Origin of the sequence: Salinibacterium sp. SWN139, from assembly GCF_015864625.1 — a bacterium.
Taxonomy (GTDB): domain Bacteria; phylum Actinomycetota; class Actinomycetes; order Actinomycetales; family Microbacteriaceae; genus Rhodoglobus.
Genome location: NZ_JADYWV010000002.1, coordinates 263907 through 284511, shown reverse-complemented (window position 1 = coordinate 284511; position 20605 = coordinate 263907). Strand labels below are relative to the sequence as shown.

Annotated in this window: 18 protein-coding genes; 4 read left to right on the top strand and 14 right to left on the bottom strand. The window is 60.6% G+C overall.

Going from position 1 to position 20605, the window contains the following annotated elements; genetic code table 11:
* Positions 1-155 precede the first annotated feature (155 nt).
* Genes I6E74_RS06490 through I6E74_RS06480 form a run of 3 tightly spaced genes read right to left on the bottom strand, consistent with a single transcriptional unit; the run spans position 156 to position 3084 of the window.
* Positions 156-488, bottom strand: a complete 333-nt coding sequence (locus I6E74_RS06490; protein ID WP_231599668.1) for a glutamyl-tRNA amidotransferase — start codon at positions 486-488, stop codon at positions 156-158.
* Positions 489-530: 42 nt separating this feature from the next.
* Complete coding sequence (gene gatB, locus I6E74_RS06485) at positions 531-2048, bottom strand: Asp-tRNA(Asn)/Glu-tRNA(Gln) amidotransferase subunit GatB (RefSeq protein ID WP_197124119.1); 1518 nt, start codon at positions 2046-2048, stop codon at positions 531-533.
* The gene (locus I6E74_RS06480; protein ID WP_197124117.1) at positions 2041-3084 is read right to left on the bottom strand and encodes a DMT family transporter; all 1044 of its coding nucleotides are present in this window, start codon (positions 3082-3084) and stop codon (positions 2041-2043) included. Before I6E74_RS06480 ends, gatB begins: the two co-directional genes overlap by 8 nt.
* 71 nt (positions 3085-3155) lie before the next feature.
* Here I6E74_RS06480 and I6E74_RS06475 point away from each other — a divergent pair, with 71 nt between their 5' ends.
* On the top strand, positions 3156-3710 hold the full coding sequence (locus I6E74_RS06475) for a CGNR zinc finger domain-containing protein (protein WP_197124115.1): 555 nt from the start codon (positions 3156-3158) through the stop codon (positions 3708-3710).
* Here I6E74_RS06475 and gatA read toward each other — a convergent pair.
* The 9 genes from gatA to I6E74_RS06430 all read right to left on the bottom strand — a co-directional run bounded on the left by gatA (position 3707) and on the right by I6E74_RS06430 (position 13569).
* A complete protein-coding gene (gatA, locus tag I6E74_RS06470) occupies positions 3707-5221 on the bottom strand; it encodes an Asp-tRNA(Asn)/Glu-tRNA(Gln) amidotransferase subunit GatA (RefSeq protein WP_231601142.1) in 1515 nt (504 codons plus the stop codon). The two genes, I6E74_RS06475 and gatA, sit on opposite strands and share 4 nt — an antisense overlap.
* Positions 5221-5535, bottom strand: coding sequence for an Asp-tRNA(Asn)/Glu-tRNA(Gln) amidotransferase subunit GatC (gene gatC, locus I6E74_RS06465; RefSeq protein ID WP_197124114.1), 315 nt, complete (start codon positions 5533-5535; stop codon positions 5221-5223). The genes gatA and gatC overlap by 1 nt, the downstream gene beginning before the upstream one ends.
* 50 nt (positions 5536-5585) lie before the next feature.
* Positions 5586-6581 (bottom strand): serine hydrolase, encoded by a 996-nt coding sequence (locus tag I6E74_RS06460; RefSeq protein ID WP_197124112.1) that lies wholly within the window; start codon positions 6579-6581, stop codon positions 5586-5588.
* Positions 6581-7948 (bottom strand): alpha/beta hydrolase, encoded by a 1368-nt coding sequence (locus I6E74_RS06455; RefSeq protein ID WP_197124110.1) that lies wholly within the window; start codon positions 7946-7948, stop codon positions 6581-6583. Before I6E74_RS06455 ends, I6E74_RS06460 begins: the two co-directional genes overlap by 1 nt.
* Positions 7949-8076: 128 nt before the next feature.
* A complete protein-coding gene (gene ligA, locus I6E74_RS06450; protein ID WP_197124108.1) occupies positions 8077-10398 on the bottom strand; it encodes an NAD-dependent DNA ligase LigA in 2322 nt (773 codons plus the stop codon).
* A 76-nt stretch (positions 10399-10474) separates the two neighbouring features.
* The gene (gene mnmA / locus I6E74_RS06445) at positions 10475-11638 is read right to left on the bottom strand and encodes a tRNA 2-thiouridine(34) synthase MnmA (RefSeq protein WP_197124106.1); all 1164 of its coding nucleotides are present in this window, start codon (positions 11636-11638) and stop codon (positions 10475-10477) included.
* A 36-nt stretch (positions 11639-11674) separates the two neighbouring features.
* Positions 11675-11929: a hypothetical protein gene (locus I6E74_RS06440; RefSeq protein WP_197124104.1), complete on the bottom strand. Its 255-nt coding sequence runs from the start codon at positions 11927-11929 to the stop codon at positions 11675-11677.
* On the bottom strand, positions 11929-12297 hold the full coding sequence (locus tag I6E74_RS06435) for a winged helix-turn-helix domain-containing protein (RefSeq protein ID WP_307784404.1): 369 nt from the start codon (positions 12295-12297) through the stop codon (positions 11929-11931). Before I6E74_RS06435 ends, I6E74_RS06440 begins: the two co-directional genes overlap by 1 nt.
* Positions 12298-12390: 93 nt before the next feature.
* Entirely contained in the window at positions 12391-13569 is a 1179-nt protein-coding gene (locus I6E74_RS06430; protein ID WP_197124102.1) for a cysteine desulfurase family protein, read from the bottom strand.
* 116 nt (positions 13570-13685) lie between these two features.
* Between I6E74_RS06430 and ybaK the strand changes: the two genes are divergently transcribed.
* Positions 13686-14162 carry a Cys-tRNA(Pro) deacylase gene (ybaK, locus tag I6E74_RS06425; RefSeq protein ID WP_197124100.1) on the top strand — a complete coding sequence of 159 codons (477 nt, stop codon included), beginning with the start codon at positions 13686-13688 and terminating at the stop codon, positions 14160-14162.
* Here ybaK and I6E74_RS06420 read toward each other — a convergent pair.
* The gene (locus I6E74_RS06420; protein ID WP_197124098.1) at positions 14159-15103 is read right to left on the bottom strand and encodes a tetratricopeptide repeat protein; all 945 of its coding nucleotides are present in this window, start codon (positions 15101-15103) and stop codon (positions 14159-14161) included. The genes ybaK and I6E74_RS06420 overlap by 4 nt on opposite strands.
* A complete protein-coding gene (locus I6E74_RS06415) occupies positions 15100-16848 on the bottom strand; it encodes a hypothetical protein (protein ID WP_307784403.1) in 1749 nt (582 codons plus the stop codon). Before I6E74_RS06415 ends, I6E74_RS06420 begins: the two co-directional genes overlap by 4 nt.
* Positions 16849-17130: 282 nt before the next feature.
* Between I6E74_RS06415 and I6E74_RS06410 the strand changes: the two genes are divergently transcribed.
* A complete protein-coding gene (locus tag I6E74_RS06410; RefSeq protein ID WP_197124094.1) occupies positions 17131-19470 on the top strand; it encodes a hypothetical protein in 2340 nt (779 codons plus the stop codon).
* A 71-nt stretch (positions 19471-19541) separates the two neighbouring features.
* Positions 19542-20603 carry an AI-2E family transporter gene (locus I6E74_RS06405; RefSeq protein ID WP_197124092.1) on the top strand — a complete coding sequence of 354 codons (1062 nt, stop codon included), beginning with the start codon at positions 19542-19544 and terminating at the stop codon, positions 20601-20603.
* Positions 20604-20605: the final 2 nt, after the last annotated feature.

Genomic DNA, 20605 nt, shown 5'->3' with positions numbered 1-20605 from the left:
TTCAGTAGTGCGAAGCTACTGCAGACGGAACGGATGGTTCCTCGTCGGTGCGGCGGGTGATCACGCGCTCACACTGGCGGCTGCGGTGCCATTCAAGTGTATGCCGCCCGCTCTCCAAAACAAACAAATTTGACTAAGTTTGGATGCTGGCGCGACTACGAAATCTCGACGACCGTGCCCTGCCCCAACTCGTCGGCATCGGCATCCGTGACCACAGCAAAAACGCCGGTCGGGATGCCGGGAAGGTTCGCCACACGATTGGCCACGCCGGTGAGCGTCGACTCGTCGGCACCAGTGATCACGATGACATAAGCGTCGTTGAACACGTCGCCCTCTTCGACAACAAAAATCTCGCCGCCCTCTTCGAGCTCGTTCGTGAACTCCACGAGCGATTCGATCCACGGGAACCGCGACTCGCCCTCGGCCGCATTGGCGTCGGGGGTAAGCGGTACGTGGATTTCGACAACGAGTTCAGCAGAATCAGACATGACCACAACGGTACTGCCTGCAGCCGACAAGTGCTGCTCGCCCTATTCGGCGGAAGCGCGCTCCAAGACAAGTTCACGCACGCGAGCGGCGTCAGCCTGACCCTTCATTGCCTTCATGACCGCACCAATAACCGCACCGGCAGCCTGAACCTTGCCATCGCGAATCTTCGCAAGAACGTCAGGCTGAGCAGCAAGTGCCTCATCGATCGCCGCAATGAGCGGGCCGTCATCCGACACCAGCTTGAGTCCACGACTCTCGACAACATCGGCGGGCGAACCCTCGCCAGCGACAACACCCTCGAGGACCTGGCGGGCCAGACTGTCGTTGAGAACACCGTCGTTCATGAGCGCAACGAGAGCCGCGACATCCGCGGGGCTAATCAACGAGCTGGCGTCAGCACCCTGGAGGTTGGCGAGGCGAGCGATCTCCCCCGTCCACCACTTGCGCGCTTGAGCTGGCGTCGTTCCGGCCTCAACCGTCGCTTCAATCTCGCTGAAGAGCCCAGCGTTGTTGACGTCACGGAATTCAAGGTCAGTGAAGCCCCACGCGGCCTTCAGGCGCTTGCGACGCTCGGCCGGAGGCTCGGGAAGCGCTGCACGCAGCTCTTCAATAAGCTCAAGCGAAGGTTCGACCGGAAGAAGGTCGGGCTCCGGGAAGTAGCGGTAGTCATCAGCGTCGCTCTTGGGGCGACCAGCACTGGTAACACCGGTGTCTTCGTGCCAGTGGCGGGTCTCCTGAGTGATCGTGCCACCCTTCTGAAGAATGGCCGCCTGACGTTGAATTTCGTAGCGAACCGCGCGCTCAACGCTGCGCATTGAGTTCACGTTCTTGGTCTCCGTGCGCGTGCCGAGCTTTCCAGAACCCCGCGGGCTCAACGAAATGTTCGCGTCACAGCGCAAGTTGCCGCGCTCCATGCGGGCTTCAGAAATACCGAGCGAACGAACGATGTCACGAATAGCCGAGACGTAAGCCTTGCCAACCTCGGGAGCATCCGCTTCGGCGCCCGTGATCATGTGCGTGACGATCTCGACGAGGGGAACGCCAGCACGGTTGTAATCGACGAGCGAATACTCGGCACCCTGGATACGACCGGTAGCGCCACCCACGTGCGTGAGCTTGCCCGCATCTTCTTCCATGTGCGCGCGCTCGATCGGAATCGTGATCGTGCGACCGCTCTCGAGCTCAATGTCGACAGAACCCTCGAATGCAATCGGCTCATCGAACTGGCTGATCTGGTAGTTCTTCGCTAGGTCGGGGTAGAAATAGTTCTTGCGGGCAAAGCGCGAACTCGGCGCAATCTGGCAGCCGAGCGCCAGACCGAGAGAGATCGAATACTTGATCGCCTCTTCGTTGACGACAGGCAAGCTGCCGGGCAAACCGAGATCTACCGGAGTGATCATGGTGTTCGGTTCGCCGTGCTCAGCACCGGATGCTGCCGGGTTCGGCGCATCCGAGAACATCTTGGTCTGGGTATTCAACTCGACGTGCACCTCGAAACCGAGCGTCGGCTCAAATAGTTCGAGTGCTTTGTCGTAGTCCATCAATTCAGCTTTAGCCACCAGATGATTGTACGTGGCGCAGCGGCACCGTATCGGTACCCGGTTCGAGCGGCGCGGATGCTGGGGCCAAAATTGGTTCATCATCGTCGCTCGGAATAGCTTCAGCCTCAATCGTGAAGTCGCTGAACTCTTCAGACTTCTCGGAGCGAACGAAGGCGATCCCGGCCAAAATCAGGGCTCCCCCGATGAATTGCATGATCGACAGGTTCTCGCCGATCAACAGCCAGGCGTAAATCGCCGCCGTGACGACCTCGAGCAATCCGACGAACGACGCGAGACGAGAACCGAGCATTTCGCTCGCCATGATGCTCGTCGAATACGCGATACCGGTCGCGACGATACCCACGATGAGCAGCGGAACCCACCACGGAGCCACGATGCCGAGCACCGTGACATCCACCATCGGCATATCGAACGGCACAATGCCCACGAGACCGACAAGACCGAGAATGAGCCCGCCGAGCAGCAGGCCAGCCGATGCCAGCGCGACGGCCGGAAGCCCTTCGCTCGTGCGCGCCGCAACCACGTAATACACAGCCGCACCGACAGCGGCACACGCTCCAAAGATAATTCCGAGCGGATCGAGGGCGCCGGACCCCTCGGGAGAGACGACCAGGATGAGTCCACCAAGGGCGACAACGGAGCCGATAAGAACAACGGCCTTGGGCGTGCGTCGTGACGTCACCCACGCGAACGCGACGAGCAACAGCGGCGCCATGTATTCCAAAAGGATCGCGATGCCGACCGGAATGCGTTCGATCGCCGCGAAGTACACCAACTGGGTTCCTGACACGCCAATGATCGCCATGAGAAGGATGCGACTGCGCGCGTACCAGAGTGCGAACCAGCGACCTTTGAGAGCGATAATCGCGAACGGCGCCAGCACCGCACCACCAATAAGCACTCGAAGTGTCACGGCAGCCGCTGGGCTCCAGCCGGCTTCGAGCACGGGCTTCACGAGTGCTCCGGAGAGCCCGAAACTAGCTGCGGCAACTAGCGCAATGAGCATGCCGAGGGTGGTGGATGAACGTTTCATGGGCGACTGCTTTGAACGAGATTGACGAGTATTTCTGCTGACGCTAGTCTCGAAACAAATAAGGAGTCAAATTGCAATTTGCCCCTGACACGGTGGAGAGTCTCGAGTTTGCCGTATTGCTCGGCAACAGTCACGAATTAGCGAGCAGATCCGGTGTTGATGAGCTCGTAACCACCGACCAAGTGCACTCCCTCGTGATGCAGTTCCGCTTCAGCGGTCGGATCGACCGCGACGACAACGAGGCCGCCGAAGTTCGGGCGGTTCGCGACCGCATCCGCGGCGTCTGGAAGCTCACGCGCGACGATGCCGCTACAGAAATCAATGCCATGCTCGCCGAAGCGAAAGCGCTCCCCTTCTTGGCACGACACGGCGACTTCGACTGGCATCTGCACGCCAATGACCCCGAAGCCCCACTTGCCGAGCGTATTCAAGCAGAAGTGGGCCTAGCCCTCGTCGACGTCGTGCGCTCCGACGCCATGTGGCGCTTGCGGCGCTGCCAAGCACCCGATTGCGAAGGCCTCATGGCCGACCTGTCACGCAACGGCTCACGCCGCTTCTGCAGCATCCGTTGCGGAAACCGGATGAATCAAATCGCCTACCGCGAACGGCAAGCAGAAGGCAACTAGCCGAGCGACGGAGCCTGACTCGGCAGGGTGTGGCCCCACTGCTGCTCCAGCAAGCGCTCGAGCGTCGCGCCAACCTCGTAGAGACGAGCATCGCCGCGAGCCGGAGCCATGATCTGGAAGCCAGTGGGAAGACCATCCTCGGGAGCGAGCCCCATCGGAAGACCCATACCGGGGATGCCCGCAAGGTTAGCCGGAATCGTCGTGACGTCGTTGAGGTACATCGCCATCGGGTCTTCGAGCTTCTCACCGAGCTTGAACGCGGTCGTCGGCGCCGAGGGCGAGACGAGAACGTCAGCCTTCTCGAACGCTGCAGCAAAGTCGCGCTGAATGAGCGTGCGCACCTTCTGCGCGCTGCCGTAGTAGGCGTCGTAATAGCCGGCACTGAGCGCATACGTGCCGAGGATGATGCGGCGCTTGACCTCATCACCGAAACCGGCTTCGCGGGTCGCTGCCATCACGTCTTCGACGGTTCCGCCGCCTTCGGGCGTGACGCGGAGGCCGAAGCGCACCGAGTCAAATTTGGCGAGGTTACTCGACGCCTCGGCGGGGAGGATGAGGTAGTACGCCTCGACGGCGTACTCAAAGTGCGGAGCATCCACTTCAACGATCTCGGCACCGAAATCGGTGAGCAGCTGCAGTGCTTCGTGGAAGCGTTGCGAGACACCGGCCTGGAAGCCGGGGCTGTCGAGCTGCTTGATGACACCAACGCGCAGGCCCTTGAGGCTTTCGGCTGCGGCACCGGCACGAGCGGCAGCAGCAAACGACGGCCACTGCTCGTTGAGCGACGTGGAGTCGCGCGGGTCCCAGCCACCAATGACATCGTGCAGCAACGCCGAGTCGAGAACGGTGCGCGAAACGGGGCCAACCTGGTCGAGCGACGACGCCAACGCGATCGCACCGTAGCGCGATACGCCACCGTAGGTGGGCTTGACACCAACAGAACCCGTGACGGATGCCGGCTGACGGATCGATCCACCGGTGTCAGAACCGAGGGCGAGCGGAGCTTCAAACGCGGACACTGCCGCGGCCGAGCCACCACCGGACCCACCGGGGATCCGGTCGAGATCCCACGGGTTATGAGTCGGACCATACGCCGAGTGCTCGGTTGACGACCCCATGGCGAACTCATCCATGTTGGTCTTGCCGAGCGGAATCAGGCCGGCCGCACGCAGCTTCGCCACGGGAGTGGCGTCGTAGGGCGGAACCCAGCCTTCAAGAATTTTGGACCCAGCGGTGGTGGGCATATCGATCGTGCAGAGCACATCTTTGACGGCAACGGGCACACCGGCGAGCTCGCCAAGCGACTCCCCTGCCGCACGACGCTCGTCGATGCGCTTGGCGTTGGCCAGAGCATCCGCTGATACGTGCAAGAACGCGTGAACCTTGTCATCGACGGCAGCAATACGGTCGAGGTGCGCTTGAGTTGCTTCAACGGACGAGACTTCGCCTGAGCTCAGCTTGGTAGCCAGCTCGGATGCCGACAGGCGGGTGAGGTCGTTCAGATCTGCCATTACTGCTCTTCTCCCAGAATCGCGCTAACCGCAAAACGTGAACCATCGTGCTCGGGGGCTCCTGCCAGCGCCTGCTCAGTAGTGAGCGTGACTCCGGGAACATCGGCGCGGAAAACATTGCTCAACGGAATCGGATGACTCGTTGCCGGAACATCATCGGTAGCGACTTCGCTGACCTTGGCCACAGAATTGACGATTGCGCCGAGCTCGCCAGTGAGCTTCTCGATTTCATCAGTGGTGAGGGCGATACGGGCGAGCGAGGCGAGGTGCGAAACGACCTCGCTGGTGATCGCACCAGGATTGGTGTCAGTCATGGAGCTCCGAAGATGGGAAACAGACAGGGAACCGTATAAGTGTATTCGGCTTAGCGAGCGGCGAGGAGCGACAGGGCGAGAGCATCGACACTCACGGCCGTATTACTCAGTACGACAACCGCCCGCGAGCGCTCTCGTTCGAACCCGACAAAGCTCGCGAAGCCGCCGGTCATTCCGTTGTGCCACGTGATCCCGTCGGGGTTCGTGAGCCAGGCGTAGCCGATTCGTCCCTGCCGCGGCACGGCGATGCGTGGGGTTGTCGCGGCGACGCCAGGCGCACTGCTGTCGAGTTGCGCCTCGACGTATCGCATCATGTCGGGCAGGGTAGAGCGGATGTTGCCCGCCGGCCCATACGCATTCATCGTCCACGCGTCGCTGGCTCTGCCCCGTGCGTCGAAACCCGTTGGCGCTTCGATGGGAAGTTCGGCGGCGGTCGCGAACGAAGCCGTGTGTGCGAGCCTCAACGGAGCGGCTATGCGCTCGGCAACGAGCTCGGAATAGATCCGGCCGGCAGCTACGGCAAGAGCCTGACCCAGCAGAGCGAACCCCAGATTCGAATACGAAAAAACTCCCGGCTTTCCTAGCGGAGTGGCAGCTGTCTGGCTGACGAGCTCAGCGACGGATGCCGTATACGGGTCACGGCCAGCCTTCACCGCCCGGTTGCCCCGACGGAACTCGGCGAAGCTCACCGGCAGCCGCGGTAGCCCGCTGTGCTGAGTAGCGATGTTTTCTAAGGTGAAAGCGGCTGCGGGGCATTCTCCCAGCTCCAGCAGTTCGCCCGCGGTCGTTTCGGTGGTTACTTCACCGTTCTCGAGCGCGAGTGCGAACAGCGACGCCGTGATGGTTTTAGTGACGGAGCCGATTTCGAAAGTGCGCTCGTCCTCCGCACCGAACTGAGCAGTGCGCCACTGCCCCGCATTCCACAACGCCACACTCATCACATTGTGACCTCGGGAGCGCACGCGGTGCTGAACGAGTTCGATCAGCTTACGGTCGCCAGCTATCGGCTCCGCCAGCCGGAGCTGGTGCTTGGGGCGTCGCGCCATCAACTCTGATTGTGTGTCGTTGAGCCGTAGGCCCGCTCGACAACCGGGATACCTTCAGGGATAACGAGGTCGCCGCGACCGATGCACATCAAAGCGAAGTTGCGCATTGCTTCGGTGCCAGGAGTGAAGTATTCGTTGTGACCAATAGAACCGGCGAGTTCTTGCTTCTGAATCACGTCGAAGCTGCCGCTCACTCCGAGCGACTGAGCGCCGAAGGATGCGGTGCCAGGATCTGCACCAAAGTAGGAGCTGTTGGGAATCGGATCCCACGCGGCCTCCCCCACAAACACGTTGCCGTTGCGCACATTCAAATCAGCGACCGACTCTGCGGGACTGCCGGGCGAACCCACCATCGCCAAAGCATCGATCTGGAAGTCGTACTCCGACAACGCCATCATTGCCGCCGTTGTTCCATAGGAATGGGCCACTACCGAAATATAGGGCTGATCGGCACCTCGCTGCGCCTGCAGACCGAGAATGGCATTTGCCAAGGTGTCACGGCCTTGCACGGCGTTATCGATCGCCCCCACGTTAGTGAGATTGGGGGTGTCGTAGCCGATCCACGCGACCGTCGCGACCGTCTCGTTGCTCGTGAAGACCGACTGAGAATCAAAGTATTCAAGCCACGCCTGTTGCTCGGTGTAGAGCGTGTTGGCGGCATCCGCCCAATACGACATCTGACCCTCGATGGTGAAGAACATGCCCGGCACCAAGAAACTCACGTAATCGGCATCGTTCAGATCGCCCAGCACGATGGCAGCGCGGCCCTGCCCGGTGACGTCCAAGGTGACCAGAGTGCGCTCAGGGCTCGCACTATCGAAAACGAGAGCCTCCGAAATGGAGGACAACATGCTGAGTTGCTGGCGTGCGCTCTGCTGCACCGCACGACCGGCATCCGAATCTACAACCGAAGAAAGTTCCGCGATCGTCTCATCAAGCACTGTGCGGTTGCTGACGTCGCGAATCGTGTAGGGCACGCCCTCAAGGTTGCCGAGCAGTTGCGGACTCGCCACTTCGAGCGCGGCGCGGCGATCGGTAGCCAAATCGCCCCACCACAATGCCACTTCTTGCGCGGGCGGTTGCGAAAGGAGAATTTGCTCGACGGCGCCCGGGCGAGCTGCGAGGTACTCCGAAATGCCGCCGGTGGGAATGCTCGCGAGCGCTGTCAGAGTGCGACCGCTGAAGGTGGAAGTGCCGACTGCAGAACCGCTCACCGCACCGGTGGTATCGACAACGGGGCCCACGAAGGGGGCTGGCGCATCGCTCGTGACGATCGAACTGAACTGCACTTCGGGCGCGCCAGAGGCCTCGGTGGCGGGTAAGCCGACGACCGAGGTAGCTAAAACGAGTGCAATTTCAATCAGCAACGACGGGTATTCCCCTCAGGAACATTGACCGTGCGCCATCCCCGCACACGAACACGTTCAGCTAATCCTAAGGCAGTAGCGCCCTGTTCGGGGGTAAACCGAAGGCAATACGGTGGTTTTGCATAGTTTTAAATAGCTTCAGGGCCACCGTCGAGCAGACGCGCAAATTGTGCGGCGTCGAGTACAGGGATGCCCAATTGCTCCGCTTTGGTGAGTTTGGAACCGGCACCGGGCCCTGCGGCAACGTAGTCGGTCTTTTTGCTCACGCTGGAGGCTGCTTTAGCACCCGCCGCGATGATCGCCTCTTGTGCCCCTTCGCGAGTGAATCCCTCAAGGCTTCCGGTGGCGACAATCGTCAAACCAGCGAGAATTCCGTCGCTGGCTTGAGCCGCACCGGGGCCAGCGTGACCGGGAGTTGACCACTGCACGCCCGCCTCTGTCCAGCGCTGAACAATCTCCTGGTGCCAATCCACCTCGAACCAGTCAGCGACAGAGTCGGCGATGATTCCGCCAACGCCATCCACGGCAGCGAGCTCTTCTCGCGTCGCCTCCCGAATAGCAGCGAGCGAACCAAAATAGTCCGCAAGAGCGCGCGCAGCGACAGGCCCAACGTGGCGGATGCTCAAACTCACGAGAAGTCGCCAGAGGGGTTTGGTTTTCGCTTCCTGAAGGTTGGCGATGAGCTTAATGGCGTTGCTCGAGGGCACCCAGTCGGGGGTTCCCGCAAACTCTGTCGCGTCGGCATCGAACTCGGGGTCAGCATCTTTGCCCGTGAACTTGCGGGCCCGGCGGAACGGAGTGACGAGTCGCTCGGTGCCATCATCGTTAACGAGCACCTCCCCCGTCTCGGAGTCGCGAACCGCAACGACAATCGGGAAAATATCTTTCACCGTGAGATCGAACAGCCCCGCCTCGTTGATCAACGGGGGCACCTCGGGTTCGCGAGGTTGAGTGAGAGCGCGGGCAATTACTTCGCCAAGCACCTCAATGTCGAGACCGCCGCGGCTGCCGGCATGTTCGATACGACCGCGCACTTGAGCGGGGCAACTGCGGGTATTCGGACACCGCAGATCGATGTCGCCCTCTTTCATCGCCCGCAGCGGTGTTCCACATTCTGGGCAATTCGTGGGCATCACAAACGCGTACTCGCTGCCGTCGCGCAACTCTTCGACCGGGCCCAGAATTTCGGGAATCACATCGCCCGCCTTGCGCAGCACCACGGTGTCGCCGATGAGTACGCCTTTGCGCTTGACGACATCCTGATTGTGCAGAGTCGCCTGCCGCACAACTGACCCGGCGACTAGCGCTGGTTCCATGACCGCATAAGGGGTTGCTCGACCTGTGCGCCCGACCCCGACCACGATGTCGAGCAGTTTTGTGTTGACCTGCTCAGGCGGATATTTGTAGGCGATAGCCCATCGCGGAGCCCGAGAAGTGGCACCGAGCTCGTCGTGAAGCGCGAGCTCATCGACCTTGATCACGATGCCGTCGATCTCGTGCTCGACGCTGTCACGGTGTTCACCGTAGTAGCGAATGAATTCTTCGACCTCGCCCGCTGTAGGCACCACCCGGAAGTACTTGCTCGTGGGCAGACCCCAGCTGGCCAGTACGCCGTAGATCTCACTCTGAGTGCGAATGGGCTCGTGCCCCTCGCGCTCCCCATTCCACGCGCCGATGCCGTGCACGAGCATGCGCAGCGATGACAATCGCCGACGCATGTGGGCAAGTTTCTCTTCAGATTTGCCCTCAGACTTTTGGCGAAGCGACCCTGCCGCAGCGTTGCGTGGGTTCGCAAAAACCTTCTCGCCGATGCGGGCCTGTTCAGCGTTCAGTTCGCGGAACAGCTCAAGTGGGATGAACACCTCTCCACGCACTTCAACGATGGGCGGATGCCCGCTGCCGGCCAGCCGCTGCGGAATACCTTCCACACGCACGATATTTTCGGTCACGTCTTCGCCGACGCGCCCATCGCCGCGAGTGGCAGCGCTGACGAGCACACCATCGAGGTAGCGCAAGTTGATTGCAAGCCCGTCGATCTTGAGTTCGCACAGGAAATCGACGTGGCGCGCTGAATCTCGCTGCACCTTCGCCGCCCATTCAGCGAATTCTTCTAGGGAGAACACATTGTCGAGGCTGAGCATTCGTTCCGCGTGCTCGACGGGGTCAAAGAGCGTTGCCGCTTTGCCGCCAACGCGCTGCGTGGGGCTGTCTTGGCCCTGGAGCTCTGGATGCAGCGCCTCCAGCTGCTCTAAGCGCTGAAGCAGGCGGTCGTACTCGGCATCGTCAACCAACACTTCGTCGCGCACGTAGTACGCATCGCGCAGTTCAAGAATGCGCGTGGTGAGGCTTTCGGCCTCATCGCGTGCCTCGGCAAGCGACGGGTCGACGGTCTCGGCGACCTGACCGTCGGACGAGTGGGAGGAACGTGAGTTCTCGGTGCTAATAGCCACTCGTCAAGTGTAAACAGCGGCACTGACTTCTGAGTGTGCAAATGCGCCAACGAAGCGCACGCGTCGAGCGAGGTGTTTAGACCCCGACGGGAACCGCAGACACCGTGCGTGCAATCGTGCACTGGCCGAGCACTCGTGTGCCTACGTAAAGAACCGCAGTCTGGCCGGGTGAGACACCAATGAGCGGCTCGTGGGGCCGCACGATGAGCTCGGGGCCCTTCGCATCGCCGACGTTGTCGACACCCTCTGTTGCCGGAGCAATGCGAGCGGTAGCGGGCATCGGATCGGAGTGTGCGCGCACTTGAACGTGGCACTCAAAGCTTGCACCGGGCTCGCTGATGAAGCCAGAGGCGAGCGGATCGAGCCCCGCCCACGAAAACTTGGTGCCAGCGACTTCGGAGAGGGCAAGAGCTTCGCGGGGGCCGACAACGACCTCGTTGGTCTTGGGACGAATCTCCAACACGAAACGGGGCTTGCCGTCATCCGTGGGATAACCAACGTTGAGGCCCTTGCGCTGGCCAATCGTGAACGCGACAGCACCCTCGTGCTTGCCGAGAACCTCGCCATTGCGGTCAAGAATTTCGCCCTGCTCTGCACCAACTTTGTCGGCCAACCAGCCGCGAGTGTTGCCATCAGGGATAAAGCAAATGTCGTGAGAATCAGGCTTGTTCGCTACCGAGAAACCACGCTCTGCGGCCTCAGCACGAATCTCTGCCTTCGACGGCGTAGACCCAAGCGGGAACATACTGTGCGCAAGTTGCTCCGTCGTGAGCACGCCAAGAACATAGGACTGGTCTTTCGCCCAGGCCGCAGCACGGTGAAGCTCACGATTGCCATTCTCATCTTCAACGATGTTGGCGTAGTGACCTGTCGCAACCGCATCGAACCCGAGAGCAACCGCCTTCTCAAGGAGAGCCGCAAACTTGATGCGCTCATTGCAACGCATGCAGGGGTTCGGGGTGCGCCCAGCCGAATACTCGGCAATGAAATCATCCACGACATCGAGCTTGAAACGCTCGGAGAAGTCCCAGACGTAATACGGGATGCCAATCATATTGGCCGCCCGTTGGGCATCCATAGAATCTTCAATCGTGCAGCAACCGCGAGCACCAGTGCGCAGGGTTCCAGGCTGACGGCTCAGCGCCAAATGCACCCCAACAACCTCATGCCCCGCCTCGACTGCACGCGCGGCAGCAACCGCGGAGTCCACTCCGCCACTCATCGCCGCTAAAACCTTCATCACCCAAGTGTACGAGACGAGTTGCTGGGCAAGTTCTTACTGCGGGATGTCAGTGAGCGTCTTCTCGACGCCAGCGAGCCGAAGTTCAATGGCATCCAGTCGCTGAATGAGCATCTGGTTGGCTTCGAGCGTCTGCTCGGCAAGCGCCCGATAATCGCCGCCCGCTTGCGCATCCGCAACGTGCTTTGCCGTTTCGGCCTTCTTGTTGACGGCGTTTGTAATGACGCCGGCGATGATGCCCACTACGGCAACCGTGGCGAGCCAAAACCAGAGGGTATAGAAGATTTCCATTATTTTCCTTCGTGAGAGTTGCTGTTGTGGGATGGGTGAGCGTCGCCATCGGCGATTTCAGGAGCCGCAGTAGCTGCCGCCGACTTCGCGACCGCTCTCGCCAGGAGAGCGGGGGTCACCGTGACGCGAAAAGGAACTACCTCGAAGAGCTTCAGAGCTTTGCCGTCGTCGCTCAGTTCGTGATGCCCGGCAACAAAGCCCGCTTCTTCAAGCTTGGCGAGGTGCATGTAGAGCAACGGGCGGGACATTCCGACGCGACGAGCGAGCTCGCTCACGTGCTTCTGGCCGGTCGATAGTTCGGCCAAAATGCGCATGCGCTGCGGGTTAGCCACTGCAGCCAACCACGCTCCGAGCTCTTCTGAATTCACGAGAATCCTTTCACCTGTAATAAAAAACTTACACATAGGTGACGGCAGCGTCAAGCCCCGCGTTAACCGGCAACGCGGGAGAAGAAAAACGTCCTAGTGTCCCAGGACTGTCACGCGATCCGAATAGCCAGCGGCTCGAGCCTGCTCGACCGCACCCGGCAGCGCCGCCACAAACTGAGCAACCTCGTCGGCAGTCGTGGACTCTCCGAGCGAGATTCGCAACGCTCCGCGCGCAGTGGGCTCGTCGAGACCCATCGCGAGCAGCACATGGCTTGCTTCGGGCACCCCAGCCTGACAAGCAGAACCGGTTGAAACGCTGAAGCCCGCGACATCCAACAAGAACAACAGAGAGTCACCCTCACAACCGGGGAAGGTGAAATGCGCGTTGCCCGGGAGACGATCTTCGGCGTCACCCCGCAGGACAGCTTCGGGAACCGCCGCCTGCACTCCCGCGATCAACTCATCGCGCAGAACAGTGAGCCGTGCAGCCTCCTCCGCGAGCGCAACCGTGGCTTCGCGTGCTGCCGCCGCAAAAGCGACAGCACCGGGGGCATCCATCGTTCCCGAGCGCGCCCGCTGTTGGCTTCCCCCATGAATAAGCGGAGTCACGGATGCCGAACGTGCGATCACGAGGGCGCCCACTCCGACCGGTCCCCCAATTTTGTGAGCCGAAACGCTGAGCGCGGCCACCCCCGCGGCATGGAAGTCGATGGGCACATAGCCGAGAGCGGATACCGCGTCGACATGCACCGGAACGCCCTGAGCCTGCGCGAGCGCCGCGACTTCGGAAACGGGCTGGAGGGTGCCGACCTCATTGTTGGCCCACAGCATCGAGACGAGCGCAACATCATCGGCGAGCGCCTCACGAACATAGTCCACGTCAATGCGACCGAGAGCGTCGACGGGAATCCAATCAAGCACTGCACCCTCGTGGGTGCGCATCCACTCGACCGCGTCAATAGTGGCGTGATGCTCAGCTTGCGCAACCACGATACGGCGGCGTTCTACTCCAGACGAATTGCGAGCCCAATACAGACCCTTGATGCCAAGATTGATCGCTTCGGTGCCGCCAGAAGTGAAAGTGATCTCGACCGAATCGGCGCCAACACTCGCTGCCACGGCTTCGCGCGCTTCCTCGAGCATTCGCTTGGCTGCTTGCCCCTGAGAGTGGATTGACGAGGGATTACCGACGACCGGCAACGCTTCTGCGAATGCCTGCACCACCGACGGGCGCATGGGCGTTGTTGCCGCATGGTCAAGATAGATCGTCACCGTAACTCCGCTACTCCCCCACAGAATCCAATCGGATGCCTGTGTGTCATTACTCTAGATCGCATGCACTGTTGCTTCGACCCCGTCTTCATTCGCACGAACGCCGGAGCGCGCTGATGGCGCTCGGAACTCCGGCGACAGTGGCGCTGGACGCGCTCGGTATCTCGTTCACCCCGCACCCCTACGCTCACGATGCGGGCACGAGTGAATACGGTCGTGAGGCGGCGACCATTCTTGGCGTTGATCCCGAACAGGTCTTCAAGACATTGATGACGATGGTGGATGACGAGATGGTCGTTGCCGTGGTGCCTGTCTCCGGAAAACTAGATCTCAAAGCGTTGGCCTCCGCTGTTGGAGGCAAAAAAGCCAGCATGGCTGATCCCGCAGTCGCACAACGGCGCACCGGCTACGTGCTGGGAGGAATCAGTCCGCTCGGGCAGAGAACAGCTCATCGCACCGTAATCGACGAAACTGTCGAGCTCTTCGACACCGTCTTTGTCAGCGGCGGCACGCGCGGCTTCGACATCGAGCTGATGCCCCGTGACCTCATTCGCGCTGCCGAGGCAATCACTGCCCCGATTGCGCGTGACTAGTAGAGCAGCAGTGTCAATCGACGACGAGCATCGGCAACACGAGGATCTTCAGCACCGGCGATTTCGAAATACTCAAGAAGTCGGGTGCGGATGGTGCTCTTGCCGTCAGCATCGGTCGACGGAAACAGTTCAAGCAAACGATCGAAGGCATCACCGAGGTGACCACCGGACACATCAAGATCGGCGACCGCTAACTGCGCGTCTACGCTGAGAGGTTCTTGGGCCGCTGCGCTGCGCACAGCATCGACTGTGTGACCTTCCAAGCGCGAAAGCAGCGACACCTGAGCGAGCCCGGCCACCGCCTGCTGGTCGCGCGGGTTCTGGGTGATGGCTGACTGGTACGCAGCAATAGCCGCGGGATAGTCGCCAGCCGAGATAGCGTCGAAAGCTTCTTGATGCAACGGCGGCAACGGCTCTTCCACGGGCTCTGTGTCGCCCTCGTCAGCGTCTTCCGGCGCCGGCAGGGTGCCCGTTACTTTGTTCTGTGCCGCCAATTGCAACACCTGCTCAAGCACCTCTTTGAGGTCGTTCTCGGGCATGATGCCGCTGAAGAGCTGCACGGGTCGCCCACCAATAACGGCGGCAACGGTCGGAACCTCTTGCACTTGGAACGCCTGCACCAGCTGCGGATTGCTCGTGGCATCCACCACAACCAGGGCAAAGCGGCCTTTGTACTGCGCGATCGTTGGCTCAAGGGCTGGCTCGATGCCCTGCCCATAAAACTCGACGATAACGGGAACCGTGTTCGACAGCTCAAGCACCTGCGTGAACGACGCATCATTCGCACTGGTGGCAAAACCACTGGGCTTCGGTGCTTCTCCCGGAGGGGTCGCACCGGCACCGTCACCGGCCGCAGGGGCAGGCGTGTTGTGCTGGCGAACGAGGGATGAGAGATCTACTGCGCCACGAAGGCTAGCGGCATTCAGGGGGGCGTTAGTCATTTCAACTCCGATGCTGCGACGAGTCCTTGGGTGTAGCCAAGCAAGACGATTTTCTCATCGCTGCCTGCTGCTGGGACATAAAAGAGTAGCTGATCGCCGTAGGTCGATTTGATGCCCTCTTCAGTAATAGAGATTCCCGAAAGGGCCTTGGTCTGACCACTAAAGGTGACGGCAGAGCCTTCTTCCTTAGGAGCAGCGACCTTGGTCTCATAGAGATGCACGGCAACAATCGCACCCGCATCAATAGTCGCCATTGCGATCGGATCGGCCGAGCCAAGGTCGTGACCGTAGGTCAACGTGGCAGTGCTGGAGAGCGCAGCCTTTTCCTTCTTCTTCACGGCAAGACCGACGCTCACGCGAAGGCTGTCGCCCTCAGCCTCAAAGTCAAGATAGGAATCGCTCTCGACATCCTGTTCAAGAATTTCTGCGTAGTTGAGAGCAACCTCGGTTGGCGAGGAACGCAGAAGACCGCTGTCGGCAGGAAGACGTGATGTTCCCACGCTTGCTGCGGCAACATCCGGGAATACCACAGAAGGCTCTAGGTTCATCGCGTAGCTGACCTTGTAGTTATCGCGCGGGGTTGCCTGCTCAAGGAACAGCGCAATCGGAGCGACGGTCGAATCAGTCTCGTCGAGGATGATCGTGAACACCGTGCGCGGCCATGATTCCGTCTGTTGGGGCAACGTCAGCTGGACCGGGCCATCGGGAATAGCCGCAGGGGCAGCGATTGAATCGTCTGCATCGCGCATCGTGTAGTTCGCAAGACGGTATTCGAGCGCAGCCTCCGCAAAGCGCGTTTTGATGAGATCGGTGTCGCGCTCCTCATCCGCTTCTTGAGAGACGGCGCTGATTTGCGCAACGATCTTCTCAATCTGACGCACGGCCACCGCGGGAGTTGCAGCAGCACCGGCCGCAGAGGTGGAGGTAGCAGTGGGGCTGGGCACACCGTCATCTGCGGCGGAATTGGGTGAAGTTGAGGTCGTGCATCCGCTCAGAACGAGCACGCTGACCAGCACGGTTGGGACGGCGAACCGAACGGTCGTACGCAAAGTGGTGCTTTCGCTCGCCTTGGAACCACGCTTAGCAGGCTTGTAGCGAGCCTTCTTGGGAACCTTGGGCATCTTTTGTGGCTTGCGGCGAGGGCCACCAGCGCGTCGCATGTGATGAACAGCCCACATCAAGAAAATGAGCCCGAGCAACAGCACAGCAGCTCCGCCAAGGATGAGCGGACCGGCCCACGGCGTGGTGTTGTCGAGCGGCCACGAAATCGATACCGCGTTGGGAGCGGCTTCGATGCCGTCAGCGGCGACGATGAATGACACATCGCTCGGAATCTTCACCGTGAGGGCGAGTTCGTCCTCAGCTTCATAGCTTTCGAGCCACAGGTCGGAGTTGTAGGGGTCCGGAACCTCTTGTTCTGTGCCACTAATACTCTCAGTGGCGAGGTCGCCCGTTTCAGGATCGAGAGTGACCATGTTGTAACTAGCGTCGCCGACCCACGCGAGCACATCTGTCGTGCGACCGTAGGCGGCCACGACACGGCGGTCGCCCTCGATTCGAATGGTTTGGTTGCCCGAGTACGCATTGAACGCTTCACCGCTGATCACGGTGAGGGGCGCGGCGCCGCTCGTTTCTGCGGAAACCGAGACTTCGTCTGGGGTCGCAAGAATGGTCTGCTGTGCAATGCCGTAGCCGATGAGTCCGGCTGCGAGCATGAAGCTAACTATGGCGAGAACAAATCTCACTATCTCTCCTTTCGTGTTGCCCAGGATTACTCGCCGTGCGAGGGCCCTAGCCACACTGGCTGAACCTCGGTCGGACTAGAGGTAAGGGCCCCATCCACGCGGGTAGGCAACAACAAAGACGTTCAAGAATAGCCGATCGTGTTCTACCGACCTAGTTACTCTTCTGGGAAGTCTCTGGGAGATGAGTGAACGCCCCAGATTGGGGATGAGACCAAAATGACAGGAGGCCTCTTCATCCCACTAAACTCAGAGGGTTCATTCCGCTGACATCGAGGAGAAATCTTGGCCGCGAACGATACCGATTTCGGCACAGAGATGCGCGGTTACAAAAAAGACGACGTCGACAAACTGATCGGCGAACTTCGTCGTGAACTTGTAGCCGCCAAAGCAGACCGCACTGCCTCCACTAAAGAGGTCAAGCGACTCCTCGCCGTAAACGAAGATCTTCAGGCTGAACTCGACGAATCGGGAAGCCCCACCTACAGCGGACTCGGCTCCAAACTCGAAAGCATGCTGCGTGTTGCTGAAGAGCACTCCACCCAGCTCATCAGCCAAGCTGATATCGACGCTGAGAAAATGCGCAAGGCCGTGCAGTCTGAAACCGCCGCGCTGCGCGCCGACACTGCGAGCGAATCAGAACGCATCCTTGCTGAAGCAAACAGTGAAGCCGCTGCGCTCGCCAAATCTTCCCGCAACGAAGCCGACACCCTGATCGCTCGCGCGAAAGACGAAGCATCTCAGCTCGTCGCCGATGCTTCCCGCGAAGCCGCCACCATCCGCGGTGCCGTCGCCACGGAAGCTGCGGATGCGCGCACCTCCGCCAAGCGTGAGTCTGCAGCACTGCGTGCCGAGACTGAACGCGCCATGACGGAGCTGCGTGCCAGCACCGCAAGCGAGGTTGCTGAAGCCCGCGAAGCTGCAGAGTCCTTGGCTCGCGATGCCGAGCTCGGCCGCGCGACGTTCGAGGCGGAGAACACGAAGCAGCGCGAGGATTTGCAGCGCGATATCGAACAGGCCCGCACCGACCTTGCTCGTGAGATTGAGACGGCACGCGCCGAGCTCGAAGCCGAGACAACGACCGCGCGCGAAACTCTCACCAACGAGACCAAGGCAGCCCACACCAAGCTCACCAACGAAACGAAGGCAGCCCACACCAAGCTGGCCAACGAAACGAAGGCAGCCCAGGCCAAGCACCAAGCAGAGCTCGACGCCGCCTACGCCACTCTCGAGGCCGAAGCCGAAGCCACTCGCACCGCGGCCGCCACAGAAGCAGCGAACACTCTCGCGGAACTCGAGAAGACCGTTCTCTCGACGCAGGCGTCCCTCGAGGCCGAGCTCTCCGAAGCCCGCGAGCTGTGGGAGAACGAAGAGCGCGAAGCCCGTCAGCTGCTTGAGAGCGACGTGACAACCACTCGCACGGCACTCGACGATGAAGTGACCACAACGAAGGCTGCGCTTGAGCACGAAGTTACCAGCACCAAGGCAGCGCTCGAACAGGAAGTGACCAGCACCAAGACGGCACTCGAGCAAGAGGTGAAGGTTACCCAAGCTTCACTCGAACAAGAGGTTACGACCACTCGCGCGGGACTCGAAAAAGAGGTTGCAACCGCAAAGGCTGCCCTCGAAGACGAAGTCACCACGACCCGAGCTGAGCTCGAGGCTCATGTCAAGGCCACTCGAAACGAGCTCACCGCCGATGTCGCCGCCCAGAAAAAGGCGCTCAATAAAGAAGTCACTTCGACCAAGAAGGCGCTTGCCAAGGAAGTCTCGACAACCCGAGCTGCTTTGGAGAGCGATGTAGAGACCACGCAGGCCGGTCTCGAAGCAGAAATCACGGGTGCACGTGCCGCGTTCGAACAGGAGAGCACCACTGCTCGCGCCGAGTTCGAGGCCGAAATGAGCACCCGTCGCAACGAACTGGAAGCCGAAATCAACTCGGCAACGGCCGGCCTCGAAGAAGAAATGGCTCGCCGCCACGCAGAGTTGGATGCCGAAATCGATAGCAAGCGCACCGAACTCGAAAGCTACGTGTCAGAAACCCGTTCCACTCTCGCTCACGATGTCGAAAAGCAGACCACCGACCTCGACCGGGATGTTTCACGCCAACGCGCAGAGCTAGCCAACGAGGTTGAGTCAACGCGGGCCACCATCAAGCACCAGCTTGAGGAGACTCGCACCACGATCGAACGCGAGGCCGAACACGCTCGCATCTCACTTGAGCAAGAGATTGCGGCACGCCGCGATGACGCCGAGAAGGAATTCTTGGCGCAGCACAAAGAGGCAACAGCTCAAACACAGAACTACCTCGAGGAAGCCCAAGCCCAACTGGCCGAAGCCGTGCGTGAGGCCAACGCCAAACGTAACGAAGCAGAGGAACTCACCCAGAGCTCGCAAGCCGAAGCGAAGGCACTGCTCGCCGATGCCTCCGCCCGCGCCACTGACGACGTCGCGGATGCCGAAGAGCGCGCCAAGGCGCTGCTCTCCGATGCCGAGAAGCGCTCTCACGATCTCATCAGCGAGGCCGAAGATCGCCTCGCCAAGATCAAGGCAGAACGCGAAACCGTTGCCGGATACTTCGAAAACCTTCGCGGAGTTCTGAACCAAGCCGAGGAAGTTAGCTAGCAACAGTCAGCACGGCCCCTAGAATTACGCTCAGCCTGACACAGTTGCGTTAGGCCGAACGGAGCCATGCAATGAAGATCCTCAATCCATTCCGCCTCGGACTTCTCGGCGGTCTAGGGGTTCTTGTCGCGGTCGGAATCGGCCAGACAGTCATTTCGCTCGCGACGATCCTCACCTACGTGGGGGCTGCACTCTTTCTAGCGCTCGGCCTCGACCCGGTCGTCACGTGGCTCGAGACTAAAAAGTTTCCACGGTGGACCGCCATCCTTACGGTGCTGGTGGGTGTACTCGGCGTTTTCACGGGTCTCATTTTTGCGATCGTTCCTGTTATTGCCGAGCAGGTCAGAAATGCATCGGAAGCCATTCCGCGACTCGTCACAGCCTTCTTCGACGGAACCGTTCGAGAGAGCGTTGAGACAGCGTTCCCGTGGCTCAACGTGCAAGATCTGCTTGACGGCTTCAACGTCTGGATCGCAGACCTCGACTTCACCACGATCGGTGGCGGAGTGTTTGCCGTCGGAATCGGTATCGCCACGGGGATTACCGGCGCCATCATCGTGCTTATCCTCACGATTTACTTCGTATCGTCGCTCAACAACATCAAGGGCGGCCTGTACCAACTCGTGCCCGCGACAAAGCGCGCGAAGTTCATCGACCTCGCTGAACAAGTCAGCGCTGCAGTTGGTCGCTACGTCATCGGCCAGGGCTCACTCGCCCTCGTCAACGGCGTGCTCTCGTTCCTGGTCCTGACTCTGATTTTCCCGGCATTCGGGCTTCCCGTGAAGTACTCAGCGTTGCTGGCCTTCATCGCCTTCGTCGGGTCGCTCATCCCTCTGGTGGGAACGCTCAGCGGCTCCATCGTGATCACCTTGCTCGTGCTGCTGTTCAACGGCCCACCCAGCGTGATCGCCGTCGGAATCTACTACCTGATCTACATGCAGGTTGAGGCCTATCTGCTCAACCCTCGCATCATGAACAAAGCCGTCAAGATTCCCGGTGCCCTCGTGGTGATTGCAGCTCTCGCCGGCGGAACACTGCTCGGTATCTTGGGGGCGCTTATCGCCATCCCCGTGGCCGCCGCAATTCTGCTGATTGTTCAGCAAGTTGTCGTGCCACGCCAAGCAGACCTCTAGCG